We start from the raw sequence: 20,607 nt of genomic DNA, 5'->3' as shown, positions 1-20,607 counted from the left end.
CGCGCCCCTCGGTCCCCGGGCCGGGGAGGGCGCGCGCAACGGGGTGGGCATCGGAGGGGGCGGGTCATGGAGACGGCACGGAACCGACAGGAACAGGCGGCACCCGGCGCCGTCGTCGCCTTCGCCCGCTTCGTCCTGTGCGGCGGTGGTGTCGGGGTCGCCTCCAGCTTCGCCGTCGGCGCCCTCGCCGCCTGGTTGCCCTGGATCCTGGCCAACGCCCTGGTGACCGTCGTCTCCACGCTCCTCGCCACCGAGCTGCACGCCCGCTTCACCTTCGGCGCGGGACGACGCGCGACCCGGAGCCAGCACGCGCAGTCCGCCGGATCGGCGGCCGCGGCCTACGCGGTGACCTGTGGGGCGATGCTGGTCCTGCAGGTGCTCGTCGAGGCCCCGGGCGCCACGCTCCAGCAGGCCGTCTACCTGTCGGCCTCCGCGCTCACCGGGGTCGCCCGGTTCGCGGTCCTGCGGCTCGTCGTCTTCGCGCGCCGCGGCCGCACCCGCGCCGTGCCGGCCGCGCACCCCGCCCCCGCCACCCGCCGAACCGTGCACCCGGCTGTGGTCTCCGGTCCTCCCGCGCACCGCACCGAGACGCTCTGCCGGGCGGCCTGACGACCCCTCCGCCCATCCGCCCGTCCGCACACCGCCGTCCCGCCCCGCCCCGACCGACCCGGCGGGGCGGGTCAGGCGAGCAGATCCACCGCGCGGCGGAACAGGCCGGGGAACCGGGCGGCCGTCGGCGTGATCAGCGGGGCCAGTCGTGGCCGGCTCCGGGTCCAGAGAAGCGAGGCGGTCAGCATGCGGTAGCTGCGGGAGAGCCGGCGCCAGGCGTGCTCGTACGCCTCCGGGCGGCCGTCGCGCAGACAGCGGACCAGCGCGTCGGCCGACGTCAGGGCGAGCGCGATCCCCTCGCCCGTCAGGGCGTCGACATAGCCGGCGGCGTCGCCGACGAAGAGCACCCGCCCCGCCACCCGCGCGCGGCTCTCCTGACGCAGCGGCCCCGCACCCCGCACGGGCGTCCCCTCGGCGCCGCCCAGGAGCGGGACGAGGGCCGGGAACCGCGCCAACTGCTCGTCGTAGGAGAGGCGTCGGGAGGTGAGGAGCGCGACGCCGACCTGCCGCGGCCCCACCGGCGTCACGTACGCCTCGCAGTCGGCCGACCAGTGCACCTCCACCAGGTCGCTCCACGGCGCGACGGCGAAATGCCGCCGCAGTCCGTAGCGGACCGGGTGGCGCCCGGGTTCCGGGCGGACGGCCAGGCCGAGCGCGCGCCGGGTCGGCGAGTGCAGTCCGTCGGCCGCCACCAGATAGCGGGCGGTCATGCCGTCCGCGGTCACGCACGCGTCGGACTGGCTCACCCGCCGCACGCGGTGCGGGACGACCCTGACGCCGAGCGAGGCGGCCCGCTCCGCGAGTGCCGCGTGCAGCGCGGTACGGCGCGCCCCGAGGCCGTGCCCCGAGCCGAACAGGGCCTCGGCGCGACGCCCGCCGACGGCGTCGACGTAGCGGATGCCCCGGAGTTCGTGCCCGGCGACCTGGACATCGAGCGCGTCGAGGGCGCGGACCGCCGCGGGCATCATGCCCTCCCCGCACGCCTTGTCCACGGGGCCGGGGCGCGGTTCGGCGACCACGACGTCGAGTCCGCGCCGCGCCGCGTGGATCGCCGTCGCCAGGCCCGCCGGGCCGCCTCCGACGACGAGCAGGTCGATCACGACGCGGGACCGGGGCGAGGCGCCGGGGCGGAGCGGGCGGCCGCACCGGAGGGCGAGGGGGAGAGCGACGGCGCCAGCGCCGTGTTCTCGCAGCGGACGCGTACGGTCAGCAGGGCCGCGTTCAGGAGCGAGAAGACCAGGGCGGTCACCCAGGCGCTGTGCACCAGCGGCAGCGCCGCCCCCTCGACGACGACGGCCACGTAGTTGGGGTGGCGCAGGTACGCGTAGGGACCCGAGGCGATCAGCGGGAGGTCGGGCACGATCAGGACGCGGGTGTTCCAGCGGCGGCCGAGCGTCCCGATGCACCACCAGCGCAGCCCCTGCGCGGCCGACGCCAGGAACAGGGCGGGCCAGCCGAGCAGGGGGAGGAAGGGACGGTCGGCGACCCACGGCTCGACGAGGCAGCCGACGAGGAGCGCGGAGTGCAGGGCGACCATGACGGGGTAGTGCCCGGCCCCGTGTTCACGGGCCCCGAGCGCTCGGCTCCAGGCGCCGTTGCGTCGCGCCACGGCGAGCTCCGCGAACCGCTCGGCGACGACCAGCAGGATCAGGGCCGTGTAGGGCGTCATCCCGCCCTCACCAGGCCAGCAGGACGAGTTCGGAGGTCACGCCCGGCCCCAGCGCGATCATCAGCCCCGTCGTGCCGGGCGGCGGCTGCGCGGCCCGGGTGTCCTCCAGGATCTGGAGCACCGAGGCGGAGGAGAGGTTCCCGGTGGCCGCCAGCGCGCGGCGGCTCGCGGCGAGGGCCGCCTCCGGCAGCCCCAGCTCCTCGCCGAGCGCGTCCAGGATCCTGGGACCGCCCGGGTGGCAGATCCAGGCGCCGATATCCCCGGGCTTGAGGTCGTGGGCGGCGAGGAACGACTCGATCTCCTCCGTCACGTGCAGCCGTACCAGTTCCGGCAGTTCGGGCCCCAGCACCATCCGGAAGCCCCACTCGCCGATGTCCCAGCCCAGCAGGTGCCCCGTCCCTGGATACAGCCGGCTCCGGGCGGCCACGACCCTCGGCCAGGGGTGTCCGGCACCGGCCTCAGCAGGTGGCGTGCGGTCCTCGTGGGCTGCCACCAGAGCGGCGGCCCCGTCCCCGAACAGGCCGCCCGCCACCAGGTTCGCCGTCGACGTGTCCGCGCGCTGGAGGGTGAGCGAGCAGAGCTCGGTGGAGAGGAGGAGCGCGGTACTGCCGGGCCGGAGCCCGAGGTGGTCGTGGACCCGGGCCAGTCCCGCGGCGCCCCCGGCGCAGCCGAGACCGAACAGCGGCATCCGCCGGACGTCGGACCGCAGCCCGAGCCGCGCGGCGACGCCGGCGTCCAGCGACGGGGTCGCGATGCCGGTGACGGTCGTCGAGACGACGAGGTCGACCTCCTCCGGTCGCACCCCCGACGCGTCGAGCGCCCGCCCGGCCGCCTCCACGCCCAGGTCGGTGGCCAGCTCGACGAAGAGCCGGTTCGTCTCCCCGAACGTGCCGAGAGCGCGGTAGCGGTCGAGGGGCAGGGCCAGATGACGGGCCTTCACGGAGGTGCCCGCGTGCAGCCGGCGCAGCAGCGCCCCGTCGGTCCCCGGCGGCAGGCCCGCGACGAGGTCGTCGGTGATCTCCTGCTGCGGATGGCGGTGTGGCGGGAACGCAGTGCTCACCGCGAGGACGCGCGTCATTGCTCCAACATAGGGACAGCGGGGCGCCGACCCCCTCAACCGGGCCGTCACGGGCGCGCCGTCGCCTAGCGTGGGGCGGTGCCCGCCACCACCGGTGAAGGAACCGCCCGGCTGTCCCGACCGCGCCTCGACCGGCCGTCGGGAGCGCGTGTCGTCGCCGCGCTCCTGCGGTCCTGCCATCCCGCCCCGGCGGCGGCGGTGACCGTCCTCGCCGCCCTCCTGGCCGTCGCCGTCGGACTCGCTCCCGCCACCGGCGCCGTGGCCGTCGCCGCCGTCGCCGCGGGCCAGTTGTCCATCGGCTGGTCCAACGACCGCCTTGACGTGCGGCGCGACCGGGCGGCGGGGCGCCGGGACAAACCCCTGGCGGTGGGAGCCGTCCGGCCCGGCACGGTCGGCGCCGCCGCCTGTTCGGCCCTGCTGGTCTGCGTCCCCCTGTCCCTGTGGTGCGGCCCGCTCGCCGGCGCCGTCCACCTCGGCTGCGTCGCCGCCGGATGGGCGTACAACCTCCGGCTGAAGCGGACGGTCCTCTCCTGGCTGCCCTACGCCCTCGCCTTCGGCCTCCTCCCCGCGTTCCTGACCCTGTCGCTGCCCGGCGGGCCCTGGCCGCCGCTGTGGTGGAGCGTCGCGGCGGCGCTCCTCGGGACCGGTGCCCACTTCGCCAACGTGCTGCCGGACATCGAGGACGACCTCGCGCACGGCGTCGTCGGCCTTCCGCACCGCCTGGGCCGGCCCGTTTCGGCCGCCCTGGCCGCCCTTCTCGCCCTCGCGTCCTGCGCGGTCCTGACGGTCGGGGCGCCCGGACCGGTGACCCCGCTCGGCCTCGGCGCCCTCGGGGTCACCCTCGCCCTCTGCCTCCTCGCGGTGGCAGGCCCTTCGGCCCCGGCCCGGGGCCGCCTCCCGTTCCTCGCCGTCATGGTGATGGCCGGAGTCGACGCCGTCCTGCTGGTCGTGGCCGGCGGCGGCGCCGGGGTCGCGGCGCATCTCGCACCGTGACCCCTTCCCCCCCCGGGGAGGCGAGGCGCGCGGCGAAGCGTCGCACTCCACGGGGTGTCGGTCAGGCGGCCGACGGCGGCGCCTGGGCTGACCGTTGGCGGCCGGCGGAGAGGGGGCGGCCGGCGAGCCGGGCGTGGACGCGGCCGTCGACGATCCGGGTCTCGAAGACGGGCTGCGGCGCGGTGGCGGGCCCGGTCGCGTTACAGCCGTCGGAGAGGCGGAAGGCGCTGCCGTGCCAGGGGCAGCGGACGCAGTCGTCGACGATCTCGCCCTCGGCGAGCGGGCCGCCCATGTGGCTGCACCGGGCGGCCAGGACGGACACGTCGCCGTTCGCCCGGCAGACGATCACGACGGGCACGTCGTCGACGTGCCCCAGCCGGGGCCGGTCCTCGGGCAGGACGGCCACCGGGCCGAGGTCGTGCCAGCCCGGACCGACCAGGTCGGCGACGTCCTCCACGTGGTTCGCCCCCGCGCCCTGCCGGTACGCCAGGTGCCCGCCGATCGCCCCGCCGACGCCCACCGCGGCCAGCCCGCAGAACGCCCACGCCTTCCCGCGCCAGTGCCGGCCGCGGCACCGGGCCACGAACGACGTGCCGTAGAGGGCCACCCCGGCGGCGCCGGCCGCCGCGTGCACGAGCCCCACCCGCAGCTGCGGACGGCGCGTCTCCGCCCAGTCCGCCCATCCCGACACCGCCGCCGGCACCGCTCCCGCCAGCCCGACGCCGATCAGGAAGCGGGCCGCCCGGCGCTCCCCGGGCAGCAGGTCGAGGACGGCGGCCGACAGCCACGCCCCGATCGGCACCTGCACCAGCAGCGGATGGACCGGATGCCCCAGCCACCGCCCGTGCAGGACGTCCCTGGCCCGCCCGAGCGGCAGGGCCCGTACGGCTGCGCGCGCGGCGTCGGCGGCTCCGTCGAGCCGGGTCGAGGTCTCCAGTCGCTCCATCGCCGACAGCACCCGGCCGGGTCCCCCGGCCGACGGCAGCGACGCACGGGCGAGGGCGAGAGTCCTGCGGCGTATCTCGTGAGTGGCCATGCCGGGCGTCTCACCCGTGCCGTCCGGCTGAAACGGCCCTCGCACCCGGTCCGGGTACGCGAGGCCGCACGGCGGGGCGCCGCCGCTCCGTCCCCGGACGGCCTGGGCCGCGTACAGGGTCCCGACGGCCGTGGCGAGGAAGCCCGGCAACAGGCGCAGGGCGGTCTCCGGCAGGCGGGGCGGTCGGGCGGCCGGCCGCAACACGGTGTGCACGGACGCCCCCGCGGCCGTTCCCGCCGCGAGGCGGAGCGTCGGCCCGGCCCGGCCCGGGGTGTCACGGGGTCAGCCAGCCGCGCAGGAGGCGGCTCACGGCGGGCATGGCGGCGTAGGTCATGAGGACGTTGAAGACGCAGGCGGTGATCGCGCTGCTGAGGAGGAGGGGGAGCGGGGCGAGGTGGGGGAGGAGGAAGAGGGCGCCCAGCACGGAGATGGGGTAGATCGCCAGGGTCGCGCTGACGGCCATCTTCCAGCGGGGCGGCGCGGGCCGGGTGGATCCCGGTTCGGCGAACCAGGTCTCCATGCCGGTCAGGGTGCGGCGGGCGATCTCGGTGTGGTGGTGGCCGTCGCAGTCGGCGAACCACGCCGCCCGCTCGGGCGACTCCTGCCAGGCCCGGCATGCCTCGGTGTCGCGGAAGCGGTGGACGAGGAACCAGGGGGCGTCGCCGCCGGACGAGCGGAAGAGCCCGTACCCGAGGTGGCCGGGGAAGGCGGCCGCGCTCTCCAGGATGCCCTGCGCCCACCGTTCGAAGGACGCCTCGTGGCCCTGCTGTACGCGACGGGCTATCAGCAGGGTCACCTCGCCGGTGTCGGCGGGGACGGTGGTGTGTTCCAGGCGGACCGCGGTCACACAGACTCCTCGTGATCTCACCGCGCCCGTCCGCACTGTACGCGTCGTGGGGCGCGGGTGACCACGGGCCGTCGGCGCGGCCCCCGGGGGAGCCGCGCCGACGGCCGGGCGTCAGCGGCCGAGTCGGGCGTCGAGCCAGGACAGGACCTCGGGGGTCACGGGGTCGGTGATGTCGGCGAACTCCTCGTGCTTCTTGAGGAACTTGGCCACGTACGGGCAGACGGGGACGATGCGCAGCCCGGAGGCGCGGACGTCGGACAGGGCCTGCTCGACGAGGACCGAGGCGAGGCCCCGGCCGGCGTACGCGTCGTCGATCTCGGTGTGGAAGAAGACCCGCCGGTCGTCGCGGTCGCGGTACGCGGTCAGTCCGGCGCGTCGGTCGTCGACGAGGATCTCGTAGCGGTGGCGCTCGTCGACGCGGCGGACGACTGGGGCGGAGGTCTCGGTCGGGGGCTGCTCGCTCATGGCGGTCCTTCGGGGTGTCGGCGCCGGGGGTCGGTCCGGCCGGGGTGCGGGGCGGGCGCCGCTCGGGTCGGGCGGCGGGCGGGGCTCAGGGGTGGGCGGGGTTCCGGCGCGGGGTGATGACGGCGTTCGGCAGGGCGGGGGCGGGCAGCCGGTCTCCGGGGTAGCCCTCGACGGCGCCGAAGCGGTCGGAGGACCGCTCCCACTCCTCCCGGGCCTCGACGACGTCCTGGTGGCTGCGGCCGATGAAGTTCCACCACATCACGATCTCCTCCTCGAACGGAGGGCCGCCGAGCAGGACCGTCCGGGCCGGACGGTCGGAGGTGTTGGCGAGGGTGAGTGTGGTGCGGCCGGGCGCGGTGTAGCCGAGCTGGGCGGGCAGGACGGGGACGTCCTCGATCCGGACGTCGCCCTCGTCGACCAGCAGGCCGTGCTCGAACTCCGGGTCGACGTCGAGGGTGACGGCGGCGCCGGCGTCGAGCAGGATCTCGGCGCCGAGGAGGGGGGTGAAGGTGCGGACCGGGGAGGTCCGGCCGGCGAGGGTGCCGAGGAAGACCCGGATCTCGGCCCCGTCGACGCGGAGCGCCGTGGGGGCGTGGTGCTGGAAGTCGCGCGGGGCGTGGCGGTGTTCGCCGGGGAGCGCGACCCAGAGCTGGACGCCGTGGAGCACGGTGGTGCCGGGCGTGGAGACCTCGGTGTGGCTGATGCCGTGGCCGCCGGTCATCAGGTTGATCTCGCCCGGGCGCACGAAGGCGTGGGTGCCGAGGCTGTCGCGGTGCTCGATCTCCCCGGAGAACAGCCAGCTGACGGTCTGGAGTCCGGTGTGCGGGTGCGGGGCGACGTCCATGCCACCGGAGTCGGCGACCCGGTCGGGGCCGTAGTGGTCGGCGAAGCACCAGGCGCCGATGAGCGTGCGCGCCCGCTGTGGCAGGGTGCGTCGTACGGTCATCGCCCGCGGGCCGCCCAGGGGAACGTCCCGCGCGGTGAGGATCTCGATCTCCGTGTCGCCCATGGTCCGGTCTTTCTCCCGTATGTAGTTTCGTTTTCAACAAGTATGGTTGATCATAGTCCGGAAGACAACAGCGAAGGAGCGCAGGGTGAGCGAGACGGTACGGACCACGACGGTGCCCCGGACCTCCGGCAGGGTCTACGTCGACAAGGAGAGCCCCGCCGCCTACCAGGCGCTCGTGAGGACCGCCGAGACCGTCCGCGCGACGGCCGCCGACGCGGGCCTCGACCGGATCCTCGTCGAACTGGTCAACCTCCGCGTCTCCCAGCTCAACGGCTGCGCCTCCTGCCTCGACGTGCACACCCGCGCCGCGCTGCGGGCCGGTGAGACCTCCCGGCGCCTCGGTGTCCTCGCCGCCTGGCGCGACACCGAGCTCTTCACCGCGCGGGAGCGCGCCGCCCTCGCCCTCGCCGAGGCCACCACCCACCCCGCCGACGCCCTCGCCCAGGACCGGGCGTACGTCGAGGCCCGCGAGGTGCTGGACGACGCCGAGATCTCCGCCGTGATCTGGGTGGCGATCACGATCAACGCCTTCAACCGGGTGTCGATCCTCAGCAAGCACCCGGTGCGCGAGACGCCCGCCCGCTGACGGCGGACCGGGACCGCCGCGCCGCCGGGGTCAGTGGCAGGTGCCCGAGCCGCTGTCGTCGTAGGACCTGCCGGCCTCCGGCACGAACTGCCAGCCGTAGCCGTCGGCGCGGAGCGTCAGCTTCAGTACGCCGGAGGTGTCGTCGTTGCGGGCCTCGCTGTGGGGCAGCACGGTGCCGAACGCGTAGTGGTCCGCGCCGCCCATGCCGACGACGAACTGCCTCAGCCCGCGTGCGGTGTCGAGCCGACCGTCCGGGTCCTGCGGGGCGAAGCGCTCGTACTGGTGGTTGTGGCCGCCCAGGATGACCTCGGCGCCGTGGTCGTACAGCGCACGCACCAGGGGGTCCGTCGCGAGGTCGGGAGGGTGCGAGGCGCCGGAGGTCCAGCGGGGACGGTGCCAGTACGCCACCGTGCAGGGCTTCTCGCCGGAGGCGAGGTCGGCGCGCAGCCACTTCTCCTGTGCCGATCCCCGGGCCATCGAGATCTCGGAGTCCAGCGAGACCACGTGCCAGTTCCCGAGGTCGTACGAGTAGTAGCCCCGGCGGCCGGGGCCCGCCGCGGCGCCGAAATAGTCGAAGTACGCGGACGCGCCGGGTGTGTCGTAGTCGTGGTTGCCGGGGGACGGCCTGGTGCGGTCGCGCTGACGGCCCCACGTCGGCGCGTAGTAGGCGGCGAAGTCCGAGGCGCTGCCGGTGGGACAGGCGTTGTCGCCGACGGTGAAGACCGTGCAGGAGATGCCGTCGAGCAGGTCAGCGGTGGCCGAGTCCCCGTCGTTCGAGGCGGCGATGTCACCGGCGCCGACCAGCACGGGCACCAGGTCCTGGGCTGTCCGGGCGGCGGGGGAGGGGGGCGTCGGGGCCGGCTCCGTCGGGGCCGGCGTGCGCGAGGGGGCCGGCGCCGCGGCCGTCTCGACCACGAGCTGCGGTCCGGTGGCGCCGGTCTCGCGGGAGTCGTAGTCGGCACCGTCGCCGTTCGGCGAGGTGACGCCGAAGGCGTACGTGCCGTTGCCCGTCACGTACGGGGTCACGTCGACCTCGTGCCAGGTGCCGGGGGCGACCGCGCCGAGGGCGCCCAGGACGGGCCCGTCCACGGCCGGCGCGGCGGACGTCTCGGTCCAGGAGGTGTCGGACACGCCCCGGACCTCGCCGCCGTTGACGCTCCCGGCGCCGTCCGCGTCGGCGACGTGGATCCTGAGCTTCGCGCGGGTCACCGGCTCCGCGAGACCGGCGACGTCGAACCGCAGCACCGTCCGCGTCGGCGGGTCGCCGTCCACGCCCAGCCGGCGCGCGGCGCCGGGGTCGTCCGCCGGGTCCCGGCCGTCGGCGGACGTGTCCGCGGTCGCGGTGAAGGAGGTGCTCGTCGCCGACGCGGTGGGGGTGGGGCCCGTCGGTGCCGTCGCGGCCCGGGTCGCCGTGGCGAGGACGCCGACGAGGGCCGCTCTGCCCTTGCGCAGGGGCATGCGCCACCTCTTTCGATCGCGGGACGAGGGCAATCAGGGTCGGTTCGGCTTACGCCGGGGGCGGCGGGCTCTCACCCGGGTCGGCACCCCGGCCCCGGGGCGCTGCGGGCCGGGGCGCCGGTGACGGTCCCGGCCCGCCTCACCTGGCCGGACCGCCGTCTGCCCGCGGCCGGGACGGGCCGCCCGGCCGCGGGTAGACGCGGGACTGCTTGACGCTGCCGAACGCGAAACTGGACTCGATCGACGCGATGCCCGGGATGGCGTGGATGCGGGTGCGGACGAGGGCCTCGTACGCCTCGAGGCTCTCGATGACGACCCTCAGCAGGTAGTCGCTGCTGCCCGCCATCAGGTAGCAGTCCTGGATGTGGTCGATGAGGCCGACGTGCTGCTCGAAGACGTTGACCGCCTCGGCCGTGTGGCGCTCCAGCCGGATGCGTACGAAGACGGTGATCGGCAGGCCGAAGGCGACCTGGTCGACGGTGGCCGTGTAGCCGCCGATCAGACCCGACTCCTCGAGGCGGCGCACCCGGCGCAGGCAGGGGGAGGGGGAGAGGCTGATCCGGTCGGCGAGGTCCTGGTTCGAGAGGCGCCCGTCCGCCTGCAGCTCGTGGATGATCCGGAAGTCCACGGAGTCCATCGGCTCTCCTCGGCAGTTCTTGGCAGATTCTGCCCCCAGGCTATGTCTGGAGGGCATAACTGGCAATCGTCTGCCCCGGCGGTAGGTCTAGCGTTGCTTCCCGGGGCAAAGCCGGACATCGGCCCGCCCGAACGGCTAAAAGCGGGAGGACGGTCGGTGGCCGCAACGCAATCGGCGGGGACGCGCACGGCGGGGGCGGCTCGGCCGCAGACCCCGCTCACGGAGGACGGGAGGACGCGCGGTGCCGGCCGCTTCGGCGGGCTCTCGCCGCACGCCGTGGGCATGGCCGCCCTGCTGCTGACCGTGGCCGTCTGGGCCGCGTTCGCGCTCAGTGCCCGCGCGCTGAGCAGCTCCACGCTGCTGCCGGCGGACGCCGCGCTGCTGCGCTTCGGGGTGCCCCTCGTGGTCCTGGCCCCGGCGCTCTGGCGCCGCAGGCACCGGCTCGCCGCCGTCCGGTTCGGCCCGGCGGCCAAGATCGTCTGTGGCGCCGGCGTCCCGTTCTTCCTCGCCGCGATGTACGGCGGCTCCCTCACCTCGGCCGCGTTCGTCGGGGCCATCGTGCCCGGCATGGTCCCGCTGTTCGTCTCCGCCCTCATGGTCGCGGGCGGCAAGAGCGCCCCGCGCGGCACCCAGGCGGCGGGCCTCGCACTCATCGTCGGCGGTGTCGTCGCGCTGGTGTGGCGCTACACGGCCGCCCTCGACGCGGACGTCCTGCTCGGCACGGGGACGCTGCTCGTCGCCAGCGGCCTCTGGGCCCTGTACACCGTCGGCCTGCGGGAGGTGGATCTCGACCCCGCCGGTTCGATCGGGCTGCTCTGCCTGCCCTCCTTCACCGTCATCGCGCTGCTGGCCCTCACCGGAGTCCTGCCCACCGGCCTCGCCGACGCGGAGGGCGCCGACATCGCGCTCTTCCTCGTCGTCCAGGGCCTGGGAGTCGGGCTCTGCGCGGGCCTGCTGTACGCCTTCGCCATCCGCCGGCTCGGCCCGGAGCGCAGCTCCGTCGTCGGCAGCCTCAGCCCGGTCGCCGTCGTCCTGCTGGCCATGCCCCTCCTCGACGAGTCGCCGACGCTGCCCGTCGTCGTCGGCGTCCCCCTGATCACCCTCGGTGTCGCCCTCGCCAACCGGCGCCGATCCTCCCGAACCGAGGTGTCCGCCGATGCTTGAGCTCCTCCCCGCCCCGCCCGCCGACCCGCTCTGGGACCTGACCGCCGAGTACGCCGCCGACCCGCGTCCCGAGCGCCTCGACCTCGTCCTCGGCGTGTACCGCGACCACACCGGCGTCACCCCCGTCATGGCGGCGGTCAAGGAGGCCGAGATACGGCTGGCGGAACGCTCCGGCTCCAAGGAGTACCTCGGCCTGTCGGGCAACACCGCCTTCAACCGCGCGATGCTCTCCACCGTCCTCGGCGCCGACGCCCTCACCGCGCGGGCGACGGCCGTCCAGACCGTGGCGGGGACCGGCGCCCTCCGGCTCCTCGCCGACCTCGTACGGCAGACCCGCCCCGGCACCACGGTGTGGGTGAGCGACCCGGCCTACGTCAACCACCGCCCCATCCTCGAAGGCGCCGGCCTCACCGTCCGCCCCTACCGGTGGCTCGACCCCGCCGGCCCGGCCGACGGCGCGGACCTGCTGGAGGACCTCCGCGCGGCGGGGCCCGGCGACGTCGTGCTGCTCCAGGGCTGCTGCCACAACCCCACCGGCGCCGACCCCTCCCCCGAGAACTGGGAGGAGCTGGCCGCACTCGCCGAGGCCGGCGGCTGGGTCCCCTTCGTCGACCTCGCCTACCACGGCCTCGGCGACGGCCTCGAAGCCGACCTGGGCCCCACCCGGATGCTCGCCGAGCGGCTCCCCGAGGTGCTGATCGCCGTCAGCTGCTCCAAGAACTTCGGTCTCTACAGCGACCGCACCGGCTGCGCCGTCGTCGTCGGTTCCTCGACGCGGGCGCTCCGGCACGTCGAGACCGCCCTGCAGAACGCCGCCCGCACCCTGTACTCGATGCCGCCGGACCACGGCGCCGCCGTCGTCGCCACCGTCCTGGAGGACGAGCGGCTGAAGGCGCTCTGGCTCGCCGAACTCGACGTCATGCGGCGGCGCATCACGGACAACCGCACCGACCTCGTCGCCCACCTGGCCGCCCTCGGCCACGAGCGGCAGGCCGCCGGCCTCGCGCGCCAGAAGGGCATGTTCTCGATGCTGCCCCTCACCCCCGAGCGGATGCGCGGGATGCGGCGCCGGTCCGGCGTCTACGGGACGACCTCGGGCCGCATCAACATCGCGGGCGTCCCCGGGCACCGGATCCCCTTCCTGGCCCGGGGCATCGCCGACGCCCTGCGGGCGCCGGACGGCGCGGGCGACTGACCGGCCGGCGGGACCGGAGGCCGGCCGGTCCCGCGGTGTCAGCCCGCCGCGGCCGCCCGGTCCGTGTCGCTGCGCAGGACGCAGAACTCGTTCCCCTCGGGGTCGGCGAGGACCGCCCAGCCCGTGCCGTCGGGGTGGCGGTGGTCGGAGACGAGGGAGGCGCCGAGGCCGAGGAGCCGGGCGACCTCCGCGTCGCGCGAGGTCTCCGGGCGCAGGCACAGATGGAGGCGGTTCTTCACCGTCTTGGGTTCGGGGACCTGCTGGAAGTACAGCACCGGGCCCTCCGCGAGGAGGACCTGCACCTCGTGGTCGCCCGGCCGGTCGTCAGGGTGGAGCGGACGGCCCGTCACCTCGCTCCAGAAGCGGGCAAGTCCAAAGGCGTCCGCGCAGTCGATCGCCACGTTCTGCAGTACTGAGACCATGGGCCCGAGCTTGCCCGATCGGAGGATCCGCACGCCAACGGGGGTGCCCGGCCCGGCGTCGCGGGGATCAGGAGGGCGGAGGGTGGGCGGCGAGCCAGTGGCGGGCGATCTGCTCCCGGGTGGCGACCCAGGCCCCGCCGCGACGGGCCACGTGGTCGAGGAAGGCGTCGAGCGCCCGGATGCGGCCGGGGCGGCCGATGATCCGTCCGTGGAGGCCGACGCTCATCATCCGGGGACGGTCGGCGCCCTCGGCGTGCAGGGTGTCGAACGTGTCGACGAGGTACCCGAGCATGTCGTCCGCGGTCGTGAAGCCGTGGACCAGCAGGAACTTGAAGTCGTTGGCGTCGAGGCTGTACGGCACCACCAGGTGCGGCCGCCCGGCCGCCTCGACGTAGAAGGGCAGGTCGTCCGCGTAGTCGTCGGAGTCGTAGAGGAACCCGCCCTCCCCGGCGACGATCCGGCGCGTGGCCGGGCTCGTCCGGCCGGTGTACCAGCCGACGGGCCGGCGTCCGACGAGCCGCGCGATCGTCGCGGTCGTGCGCGCGACGTCGGCGCGCTCCACGTCCTCGGGGACCTCGCGGTAGTCGATCCAGCGCCAGCCGTGGCCGGCCACCTCCCAGCCGGCCGCGCCCATCGCGCGGGCCGCGTCCGGATGCCGTGCGAGGGCCTGGCCGACGGCGTGCACCGTGAGCGGGACACCCCGCCCGACGACCGTGCGGTGGACACGCCAGAACCCGGCCCGCGCGCCGTACGCGAACATCGACTCGGCGTTGAGGTCGCGTCCCCCGGTCACCGGTGGCGCGCCGACGACCTCGTGGAGGAAGCCCTCGGAGGTCGGGTCGCCGTCGAGGACGTTGCGCTCGCCGCCCTCCTCGTAGTTGAGGACGAGGCTCACGGCGACGCGGGCACCGCCCGGCCAGGCCGCGTGCGGCGGACGGGCGCCGTAGCCGACGAGGTCCCTCTGGTGCGCGGACACGGGCGGCACGCTACCGCCGGCGGCCCGGCCTGCGGCCGGGACGCGGTGACGCCGCTCCGAACCCCACACGGCCGGCCGTGCGGTCCGGCGTGCGTCGAAGGCTTCATCCGCCGTACATGGAACCGGGGCTCCGGCCGTCATATTGTCGTGGCCATGGCAGCAGACATCCTCACGGTGCGCCGTCACCTCGACCACGGCCGCGCGGCGAGCGCGCTCTGTACGGTCGCCCGGACGCGCTGACGCGTCGCTCCCCCCGCGGGACCCCCCACCCGGTGCGCCCCCGCCCGGCTCCCGCCTCCACCCCCTCATCCCGCAGCGCGGTCCGGCGGATCGGATCCGCCGGACCGTCGTGCCCCCGTGCCACGACGCACCCAGGAGGAACGGACACCATGCGAGAGAACCGCCGCCCCGCCGTGAGCCGCCGAGGCTTCCTCGGCGGAGCCGCCGCCGCGGCCGCGGCCACCGCCGTCCCCGGCCTCGCCCAGCTCGCCGGAGCGGGACCCGCCGCGGCCGCCACCCGGCCGAACATCCTGCTGATCGTCACCGACGACCAGCCCAAGCACACCGAGTGGGCCCTGCCCAAGACCGTCGCCTGGCTCGCGGGCCAGGGTGTGCGGTTCACCGACGGCCACGTCACCACCCCGCTGTGCGCGCCCTCGCGCTCCAGCGTGTTCTCCGGCCGCCACGCCCACCACCACGGCGTCCGCAACAACAAGGCGTCGCACTCCCTCGACCAGAGCACCACCGTGCAGAAGTACCTGCGGCAGGCCGGCTACCGCACCGGACTGTTCGGCAAGTACCTCAACGCCTGGGACGTGGCGGACAACCCGCCGCACTTCGAGGAGTTCGCGCTCCTCCAGCCCGCCTACGTCGACGCGCGGTGGAACGTCGACGGCACCGTCGCCACCCTCCCCGGGTACACCACCACCATCGTCAGGAACCGCACGCTGGCCTTCCTCGACAAGGCCGCCGACGACCCCCGTCCGTGGTTCGCCTACGTCACCCCGTACGCCTCGCACGGCCCCCGTACGCCCGAGGCGAAGTACGCCGGCACCCCCGTTCCCGAGTGGAACGGCCGGCCCTCCGTCCCCGAGGGCGACCGCAGCGACAAGCCCGCCTACATCAGGAACGCCACCGGCACCCTCGCCGACGGCCGGCGGATCCGCGCCGAACAGCTGAGGACACTGCTCTCCGTCGACGACGCGGTCCAGGCGTTCAAGGACAGACTCCAGGACCTCGGCCAGCTGGAGAACACCCTGGTCGTCTACATCGGCGACAACGGCTTCAGCTGGGGCGACCACGGCTGGACCGCCAAGTCCGTGCCGTACCGCCAGGCCCACGAGGTGCCCTTCTACCTCTCCTGGCCGGCCGGCGGACTCGGCGCGGGCACCGTCGACGACCGCATCGTCGCGAACATCGACATCGCGCCGACCATCCTCGACGCGGCCGGCATCACCCCGACCGCCCCGCTCGACGGCACGTCCCTGCTCTCCTCCCGGAGCCGCGACCACCTGCTCGTGGAGTGGTGGAAGCAGGGCGCCGGCACCGGCGGGGCGCCGACCTGGTCCTCGTACGTCGCCAAGGACGAGCAGTACACGGAGTACTACGACCTGACCACCGACGCGAACGGCACGGTGTCCGGCACCGGACAGGTCAAGTTCCGGGAGTACTACGACCTGACGAACGACCCGCACCAGCTGGTCAACAAGCTGTACGGGGCCACGCCCGCCCAGGAACAGCAGCTCGGCATCCCCGCCCTGGCGGCCCGGCTCGCCGCCGACCGCTCGGCCTGACGGCTTCCCCGCGACCGCCGTCCGAGCCGCCTCCGCGCGGGGCCGGACGGCGGTCGCGCGGGCACGGCGTCCCCGCGCGACCGCCGCGCGTCACCCCAGGGGCGCGGCGCCCCGCCGGTTGAAGGGCAGCCTGCCGAGGACCGCGGCCATCCCGCACGTGTCGGTGAGCGCCGAGAACACCAGCCCTCCGGCGATCCCCGCCGACAGCAGCGCGAACGCGGGGTGGACCAGTACCCCGAGCACCAGGCCGAGCAGGACCAGGCTCCCCGCGGCGAACCGCACCTGACGCTCCATCCCCCAGACCGCCCGCACGCGCCCCGCCGGGTACTCGAGACCATGGCCGGCTGCCGACCAGCCGCGGGTGCCGCCGGTCAGGCTCACCGCCGCGACCCCGTGGACGCCGAGCGCGGCCGCGGCCTTCTCCGAGCGGGGACCCGAGGCGCACACGAGCAGCAGCGGCCGGTCCGCGGCCGTCTCCCGCAGTGCGGCGACGCTGTCCTCGATGCGGTCCAGGGGGACGTTCACGGCGCCCGGCAGCCGGCCGGAGGCGAACTCGCCCGGCGTACGGACGTCGACGACACCCCACTCGGACAGCCGGGCCTCGGCCTCGTCGATGGTGAGGGTACGGGGGATGCTCATGACGAACCTGCCCTTGGCGCGACGGGGGGAACGGCCCCGCACCGGCGCGGCAGGGCCGTCCCGGCATGCTAGGCGCGAGGACCGGCCACGCCGGGCCGCGACGGGGGACCGCCACGGGGTTGCCATACGGCCGCCACACCGCGGCAACACGACGCCCTCTCATGGCACCGGGCCGCCGACCGTCCCGGCGCCCGTCGCCGAGTGCCGGACGGCCCCGGCCAGGTGCACGCGACGTCGCCGCCGCGTGCACACCCCGCCGGGGCAGTGCCCCCTCAGCCGATCTCGACGAGCAGGTCGCCGCCTTCCACCTGCTGGATGCGGGAGATGGCGAGGCGGGACACCCGGCCGCTCCGCGTGGCGGTGATCGACGCCTCCATCTTCATCGCCTCGATCGTGGCGACCGTCGCACCCGCCTCGACCTCGTCGCCCTCGGCGACGGCGAGGGTGACCACGCCGGCGAACGGCGCCGCGACGTGGCCCTGGTGCGACCGGTCGGCCTTCTCCGTCACCGGCAGGTCGGCCGCGGCCGCGTCGTCACGGACCTGGATCGGCCGCAGCTGGCCGTTCAGGGTGGACAGCACCGTCCGCATGCCGCGCTCGTCGGCCTCGCCGACGGCCTCCAGCTCGATGAGCAGCCGCACACCGGGGCCGAGGTCGACGGCGTACTCCTTGCCCGGGAGCAGCCCGTAGAAGAAGTCCTTGCTGTCGAGCACGCTGGTGTCGCCGTATGCCTGACGGTGCGTGTCGAACGCCTTGGTCGGACCGGGGAAGAGCAGGCGGTTCAGCGTGGCGCGGCGGTCCTTGGCCAGGCCGGAGCGGTCCTCCGCGGTCAGGTCCTGCGGGGGCTTGGGGCCCGGGCGGCCCTCCAGTGCCTTGGTGCGGAAGGGCTCCGGCCAGCCGCCGGGCGGCGTGCCGAGCTCACCGTGGAGGAAGCCGACGACCGAGTCGGGGATGTCGAACCGGTTGGGCGTCGCCTCGAAGTCCGCGGGGTCCACCCCGGCGCCCACGAGGTGCAGCGCGAGGTCGCCCACCACCTTCGACGACGGCGTCACCTTCACCAGCCGGCCCAGCATCCGGTCGGCCGCGGCGTAGGTCGACTCCACGTCCTCGAACCGGTCGCCGAGACCGAGCGCCACCGCCTGCGTGCGCAGGTTGGAGAGCTGGCCGCCGGGGATCTCGTGGTGGTAGACGCGGCCGGTCGGCGAGTCCAGACCCGCCTCGAAGGGGGCGTAGATCCTGCGGACGCTCTCCCAGTACGGCTCCAGGTCGCCGACCGCCTGGAGGTCCAGGCCGGTGGGCCGCTCGGAGTGGTCGGTCGCGGCGACGATCGCCGACAGCGACGGCTGCGAGGTCGTGCCCGCCATGGACGCCACCGCCCCGTCCACCGCGTCCGCCCCCGCCTGGATCGCCGCGAGGTACGTGGCGAGCTGGCCGCCCGCCGTGTCGTGGGTGTGGAGGTGCACCGGCAGGTCGAACTCCCGGCGCAGCGCCGAGACCAGGGTGGCCGCGGCGGGCGCGCGCAGCAGGCCGGCCATGTCCTTGACCGCCAGCACGTGCGCCCCGGCGGCCACGATCTTCTCGGCCAGCCGCAGGTAGTAGTCCAGCGTGTACAGCCGCTCCGCCGGGTCGGACAGGTCGGAGGTGTAGCAGAGCGCCACCTCCGCCACCGCCGTGCCGGTCTCCCGCACGGCCTCGATGGCGGGCCGCATCTGGTCGACGTCGTTGAGCGCGTCGAAGATCCGGAAGATGTCGATGCCGGTGGCGGCGGCCTCCTGCACGAAGGCGTCCGTCACCTCCGTCGGGTAGGGGGTGTACCCGACGGTGTTCCGGCCCCGCAGCAGCATCTGCAGGCAGATGTTCGGCACGGCCTCGCGCAGCGCGGCGAGGCGCTCCCACGGGTCCTCCGCGAGGAAGCGCAGCGCGACGTCGTAGGTGGCGCCGCCCCAGCACTCCAGGGACAGCAGCTGGGGCATCGTGTGCGCCACCGTCGGGGCCACGGCCAGCAGGTCCTTCGTCCGCACCCGGGTCGCGAGGAGCGACTGGTGGGCGTCGCGGAAGGTGGTGTCCGTGACCCCCAGGGTCGGCGACTCGCGCAGGGCCCGCGCGAAGCCCTCCGGGCCCAGCTCCGCCAGCCGCTGTCGGGAACCGGCCTGCGGTTCGCCGGCGGGCAGCCGGGGGAGCTTGTCGGCCGGCGCGATCAGGTCGGGGCGGGGGCCGTGCGGCTTGTTCACCGTGACGTCGGCCAGGTAGGTCAGCAGCTTGGTGCCGCGGTCGGCCGAGTGGCGCGCGGTGAGCAGGTGCGGACGCTGCTCGATGAAGCCCGTCGTGACGCGGCCCGCCTGGAAGTCCGGGTCGTCGAGGACCGCCTGGAGGAACGGGATGTTCGTGGACACGCCCCGGATGCGGAACTCCGCCACCGCGCGCCGGGCCCGGTCGACGGCCGTCGCGAAGTCCCGGCCCCGGCAGGTCAGCTTGACCAGCATCGAGTCGAAGTGGGCGCTGACCTCCGTACCGGCGTGAGTGGTGCCGCCGTCGAGCCGGATGCCCGAGCCGCCGGGGGAGCGGTAGGCGCTGATCATGCCGGTGTCCGGGCGGAAGCCGTTGGCCGGGTCCTCGGTGGTGATGCGGCACTGCAGGGCGGCGCCGTGCAGGACGACGGACTCCTGCGTCAGCCCGAGGTCGGCGAGCGTCTCCCCGGAGGCGATGCGCAGCTGCGACTGCACCAGGTCGATGTCGGTGACCTCCTCGGTCACCGTGTGCTCGACCTGGATGCGCGGGTTCATCTCGATGAAGACGTGGTTGCCGTCGGGGTCGAGGAGGAACTCCACGGTGCCCGCGTTGCGGTAGCCGATCCGCCGGGCGAACCTCACGGCGTCGTCGCAGATGCGGCGGCGCAGCTCCGGGTCGAGGTTCGGGGCGGGCGCGAGCTCGATCACCTTCTGGTGGCGGCGCTGGAGCGAGCAGTCCCGCTCGTACAGGTGGATGACGTCGCCCTCGCCGTCGGCGAGGATCTGCACCTCGATGTGGCGCGGGTCGACGACGGCCTTCTCCAGGAAGACGGTCGCGTCGCCGAAGGCGGACTCCGCCTCGCGCGCCGCGGCCTCGATGGACTCCCGCAGCGACGCCCGGTCCTCGACCCGCCGCATGCCCCGGCCGCCGCCGCCGGCGACGGCCTTGACGAACACCGGGAAGCCGATGTCCTCGGCGGCCGCGACCAGTTCGTCCACGTCCGTGGAGGGCGCCGAGGAGCCGAGCACGGGCACGCCCGCCTCACGCGCGGCCGCCACCGCCCGCGCCTTGTTGCCGGTCAGCTCCAGGGTCTGCGCGGACGGGCCGACGAACGTGATGCCCGCCTCCTCGCACGCGCGCGCCAGCTCCGGGTTCTCGGACAGGAATCCGTAGCCCGGGTACACGGCGTCGGCGCCCGCCAGGCGCGCCGCCCGGATGATCTCCTCCACCGAGAGGTAGGCCCGCACGGGATGCCCGGGCTCACCGATCTCGTACGCCTCGTCGGCCTTCATCCGGTGCAGAGAGTTGCGGTCCTCGTGGGGGAAGACGGCTACCGTGCGCGCACCCAGTTCGTAGCCAGCGCGGAACGCGCGAATCGCGATCTCCCCGCGGTTCGCTACCAGCACCTTGCGGAACATCCTGATCCCTTCACCCTGCCGGTGATGAGCACTACGGGTCGACGACGCCTCTCCCGCGGCCGCCCCGCCCCGTGAGGCGGCACTCGCCCGCGTCGCGCCCGGCTCGTTTCGGCAACGCTAAGGGCTGCGTCGTGGCCTTCTGAAGGTCCCACGACAGTGACATGGATCATCGCCGCCACACGGTGTACGACGGGCGGCGGAAGGAAGGAGGACGAGGCGCGGGAAGCCTCCGGCGGACGCCCCCGAGGAGGTGTCCCGTCGATCATGCCGGGCGGATCGGCGAGACCCTCCTAGGGCCTGTCGTCACATTCCCCTCTGCCCCGCGACGCCTGGCACGCGCTCTCGCCGCACCGGGCGAAAGCGCGAGTACGCCCCGTACGAGCA

The 20,607-nt window shown here is 74.9% G+C and carries 19 protein-coding genes; 6 read left to right on the top strand and 13 right to left on the bottom strand.

Translation table 11 applies throughout. From position 1 onward, the window contains the following. The first annotated feature begins 66 nt into the window (after window positions 1-66). Window positions 67-609: a hypothetical protein gene (locus tag AB0424_RS27690; RefSeq protein ID WP_366309283.1), complete on the top strand. Its 543-nt coding sequence runs from the start codon at window positions 67-69 to the stop codon at window positions 607-609. Window positions 610-680: 71 nt separating this feature from the next. Here AB0424_RS27690 and AB0424_RS27685 read toward each other — a convergent pair whose 3' ends face one another. The 3 genes from AB0424_RS27685 to AB0424_RS27675 are packed head-to-tail and all read right to left on the bottom strand — an operon-like array spanning window position 681 to window position 3,356. Then, window positions 681-1,709, bottom strand: coding sequence for an NAD(P)/FAD-dependent oxidoreductase (locus AB0424_RS27685; protein ID WP_366309282.1), 1,029 nt, complete (start codon window positions 1,707-1,709; stop codon window positions 681-683). Then, a complete protein-coding gene (locus AB0424_RS27680) occupies window positions 1,706-2,278 on the bottom strand; it encodes an isoprenylcysteine carboxyl methyltransferase family protein (protein WP_366309281.1) in 573 nt (190 codons plus the stop codon). The genes AB0424_RS27685 and AB0424_RS27680 overlap by 4 nt, the downstream gene beginning before the upstream one ends. Window positions 2,279-2,285: 7 nt before the next feature. Beyond that, window positions 2,286-3,356, bottom strand: coding sequence for a 3-oxoacyl-[acyl-carrier-protein] synthase III C-terminal domain-containing protein (locus tag AB0424_RS27675; protein WP_366309280.1), 1,071 nt, complete (start codon window positions 3,354-3,356; stop codon window positions 2,286-2,288). Between the two features lie 78 nt (window positions 3,357-3,434). Here AB0424_RS27675 and AB0424_RS27670 point away from each other — a divergent pair, with 78 nt between their 5' ends. Beyond that, window positions 3,435-4,349, top strand: coding sequence for a UbiA family prenyltransferase (locus tag AB0424_RS27670; RefSeq protein ID WP_366309279.1), 915 nt, complete (start codon window positions 3,435-3,437; stop codon window positions 4,347-4,349). 61 nt (window positions 4,350-4,410) lie between these two features. Here AB0424_RS27670 and AB0424_RS27665 read toward each other — a convergent pair whose 3' ends face one another. From AB0424_RS27665 to AB0424_RS27650, 4 genes are all read right to left on the bottom strand, one after another. Beyond that, window positions 4,411-5,598 (bottom strand): Rieske (2Fe-2S) protein, encoded by a 1,188-nt coding sequence (locus AB0424_RS27665; protein WP_366309278.1) that lies wholly within the window; start codon window positions 5,596-5,598, stop codon window positions 4,411-4,413. A gap of 61 nt (window positions 5,599-5,659) precedes the next feature. Beyond that, window positions 5,660-6,232, bottom strand: coding sequence for an antibiotic biosynthesis monooxygenase (locus AB0424_RS27660; RefSeq protein ID WP_366309277.1), 573 nt, complete (start codon window positions 6,230-6,232; stop codon window positions 5,660-5,662). 111 nt (window positions 6,233-6,343) lie between these two features. After that, window positions 6,344-6,697: a GNAT family N-acetyltransferase gene (locus AB0424_RS27655; protein ID WP_366309276.1), complete on the bottom strand. Its 354-nt coding sequence runs from the start codon at window positions 6,695-6,697 to the stop codon at window positions 6,344-6,346. 85 nt (window positions 6,698-6,782) lie between these two features. Continuing rightward, window positions 6,783-7,706 (bottom strand): pirin family protein, encoded by a 924-nt coding sequence (locus AB0424_RS27650; protein ID WP_366309275.1) that lies wholly within the window; start codon window positions 7,704-7,706, stop codon window positions 6,783-6,785. A gap of 85 nt (window positions 7,707-7,791) precedes the next feature. On the opposite strand from AB0424_RS27650, the gene AB0424_RS27645 reads away from it, so the two are divergent. After that, window positions 7,792-8,292 (top strand): carboxymuconolactone decarboxylase family protein, encoded by a 501-nt coding sequence (locus AB0424_RS27645; RefSeq protein WP_366309274.1) that lies wholly within the window; start codon window positions 7,792-7,794, stop codon window positions 8,290-8,292. A gap of 30 nt (window positions 8,293-8,322) precedes the next feature. On the opposite strand, the gene AB0424_RS27640 is transcribed toward AB0424_RS27645, so the two are convergent. Together AB0424_RS27640 and AB0424_RS27635 are read right to left on the bottom strand one after the other, a co-directional pair. Further along, window positions 8,323-9,750, bottom strand: a complete 1,428-nt coding sequence (locus AB0424_RS27640) for a DNRLRE domain-containing protein (protein ID WP_366309273.1) — start codon at window positions 9,748-9,750, stop codon at window positions 8,323-8,325. Between the two features lie 139 nt (window positions 9,751-9,889). Then, window positions 9,890-10,387, bottom strand: coding sequence for an Lrp/AsnC family transcriptional regulator (locus AB0424_RS27635; RefSeq protein ID WP_366309272.1), 498 nt, complete (start codon window positions 10,385-10,387; stop codon window positions 9,890-9,892). A 156-nt stretch (window positions 10,388-10,543) separates the two neighbouring features. On the opposite strand from AB0424_RS27635, the gene AB0424_RS27630 reads away from it, so the two are divergent. Beyond that, entirely contained in the window at window positions 10,544-11,551 is a 1,008-nt protein-coding gene (locus tag AB0424_RS27630; protein ID WP_366309271.1) for a DMT family transporter, read from the top strand. Next, window positions 11,544-12,746: an aromatic amino acid transaminase gene (locus AB0424_RS27625; RefSeq protein ID WP_366309270.1), complete on the top strand. Its 1,203-nt coding sequence runs from the start codon at window positions 11,544-11,546 to the stop codon at window positions 12,744-12,746. Before AB0424_RS27630 ends, AB0424_RS27625 begins: the two co-directional genes overlap by 8 nt. A 38-nt stretch (window positions 12,747-12,784) precedes the next feature. Here the strand turns inward: AB0424_RS27625 and AB0424_RS27620 are convergent, their stop codons facing one another. Together AB0424_RS27620 and puuE are read right to left on the bottom strand one after the other, a co-directional pair. After that, window positions 12,785-13,168 (bottom strand): VOC family protein, encoded by a 384-nt coding sequence (locus AB0424_RS27620; RefSeq protein WP_366309269.1) that lies wholly within the window; start codon window positions 13,166-13,168, stop codon window positions 12,785-12,787. Between the two features lie 67 nt (window positions 13,169-13,235). Further along, the gene (puuE, locus tag AB0424_RS27615) at window positions 13,236-14,144 is read right to left on the bottom strand and encodes an allantoinase PuuE (protein WP_366309268.1); all 909 of its coding nucleotides are present in this window, start codon (window positions 14,142-14,144) and stop codon (window positions 13,236-13,238) included. Between the two features lie 389 nt (window positions 14,145-14,533). Between puuE and AB0424_RS27610 the strand changes: the two genes are divergently transcribed. Continuing rightward, window positions 14,534-15,937 carry a sulfatase gene (locus AB0424_RS27610; RefSeq protein ID WP_366309267.1) on the top strand — a complete coding sequence of 468 codons (1,404 nt, stop codon included), beginning with the start codon at window positions 14,534-14,536 and terminating at the stop codon, window positions 15,935-15,937. 90 nt (window positions 15,938-16,027) lie between these two features. On the opposite strand, the gene AB0424_RS27605 is transcribed toward AB0424_RS27610, so the two are convergent. Together AB0424_RS27605 and AB0424_RS27600 are read right to left on the bottom strand one after the other, a co-directional pair. Continuing rightward, window positions 16,028-16,576, bottom strand: coding sequence for a rhodanese-like domain-containing protein (locus AB0424_RS27605; protein WP_366309266.1), 549 nt, complete (start codon window positions 16,574-16,576; stop codon window positions 16,028-16,030). Between the two features lie 272 nt (window positions 16,577-16,848). Then, window positions 16,849-20,223: a pyruvate carboxylase gene (locus AB0424_RS27600; RefSeq protein ID WP_366309265.1), complete on the bottom strand. Its 3,375-nt coding sequence runs from the start codon at window positions 20,221-20,223 to the stop codon at window positions 16,849-16,851. Window positions 20,224-20,607: the final 384 nt, after the last annotated feature.

Origin of the sequence: Streptomyces sp. NPDC051180 (genome assembly GCF_040689545.1) — a bacterium.
Classification (GTDB): Bacteria; Actinomycetota; Actinomycetes; order Streptomycetales; family Streptomycetaceae; genus Streptomyces.
This window is presented reverse-complemented; position numbering and strand designations above follow the sequence as displayed.

Bases quoted from the DNA above. Each gene is read 5' to 3' on its own strand.
- AB0424_RS27625 (WP_366309270.1), top strand. From the start codon at position 11,544: ATGCTTGAGCTCCTCCCCGCCCCGCCCGCCGACCCGCTCTGGGACCTG.
- AB0424_RS27655 (WP_366309276.1), bottom strand. From the start codon at position 6,697: ATGAGCGAGCAGCCCCCGACCGAGACCTCCGCCCCAGTCGTCCGCCGC.
- AB0424_RS27680 (WP_366309281.1), bottom strand. From the start codon at position 2,278: ATGACGCCCTACACGGCCCTGATCCTGCTGGTCGTCGCCGAGCGGTTC.
- AB0424_RS27640 (WP_366309273.1), bottom strand. From the start codon at position 9,750: ATGCCCCTGCGCAAGGGCAGAGCGGCCCTCGTCGGCGTCCTCGCCACG.
- AB0424_RS27635 (WP_366309272.1), bottom strand. From the start codon at position 10,387: ATGGACTCCGTGGACTTCCGGATCATCCACGAGCTGCAGGCGGACGGG.
- AB0424_RS27690 (WP_366309283.1), top strand. From the start codon at position 67: ATGGAGACGGCACGGAACCGACAGGAACAGGCGGCACCCGGCGCCGTC.
- AB0424_RS27675 (WP_366309280.1), bottom strand. From the start codon at position 3,356: ATGACGCGCGTCCTCGCGGTGAGCACTGCGTTCCCGCCACACCGCCAT.
- AB0424_RS27605 (WP_366309266.1), bottom strand. From the start codon at position 16,576: ATGAGCATCCCCCGTACCCTCACCATCGACGAGGCCGAGGCCCGGCTG.
- AB0424_RS27650 (WP_366309275.1), bottom strand. From the start codon at position 7,706: ATGGGCGACACGGAGATCGAGATCCTCACCGCGCGGGACGTTCCCCTG.
- AB0424_RS27620 (WP_366309269.1), bottom strand. From the start codon at position 13,168: ATGGTCTCAGTACTGCAGAACGTGGCGATCGACTGCGCGGACGCCTTT.
- AB0424_RS27600 (WP_366309265.1), bottom strand. From the start codon at position 20,223: ATGTTCCGCAAGGTGCTGGTAGCGAACCGCGGGGAGATCGCGATTCGC.
- AB0424_RS27610 (WP_366309267.1), top strand. From the start codon at position 14,534: ATGCGAGAGAACCGCCGCCCCGCCGTGAGCCGCCGAGGCTTCCTCGGC.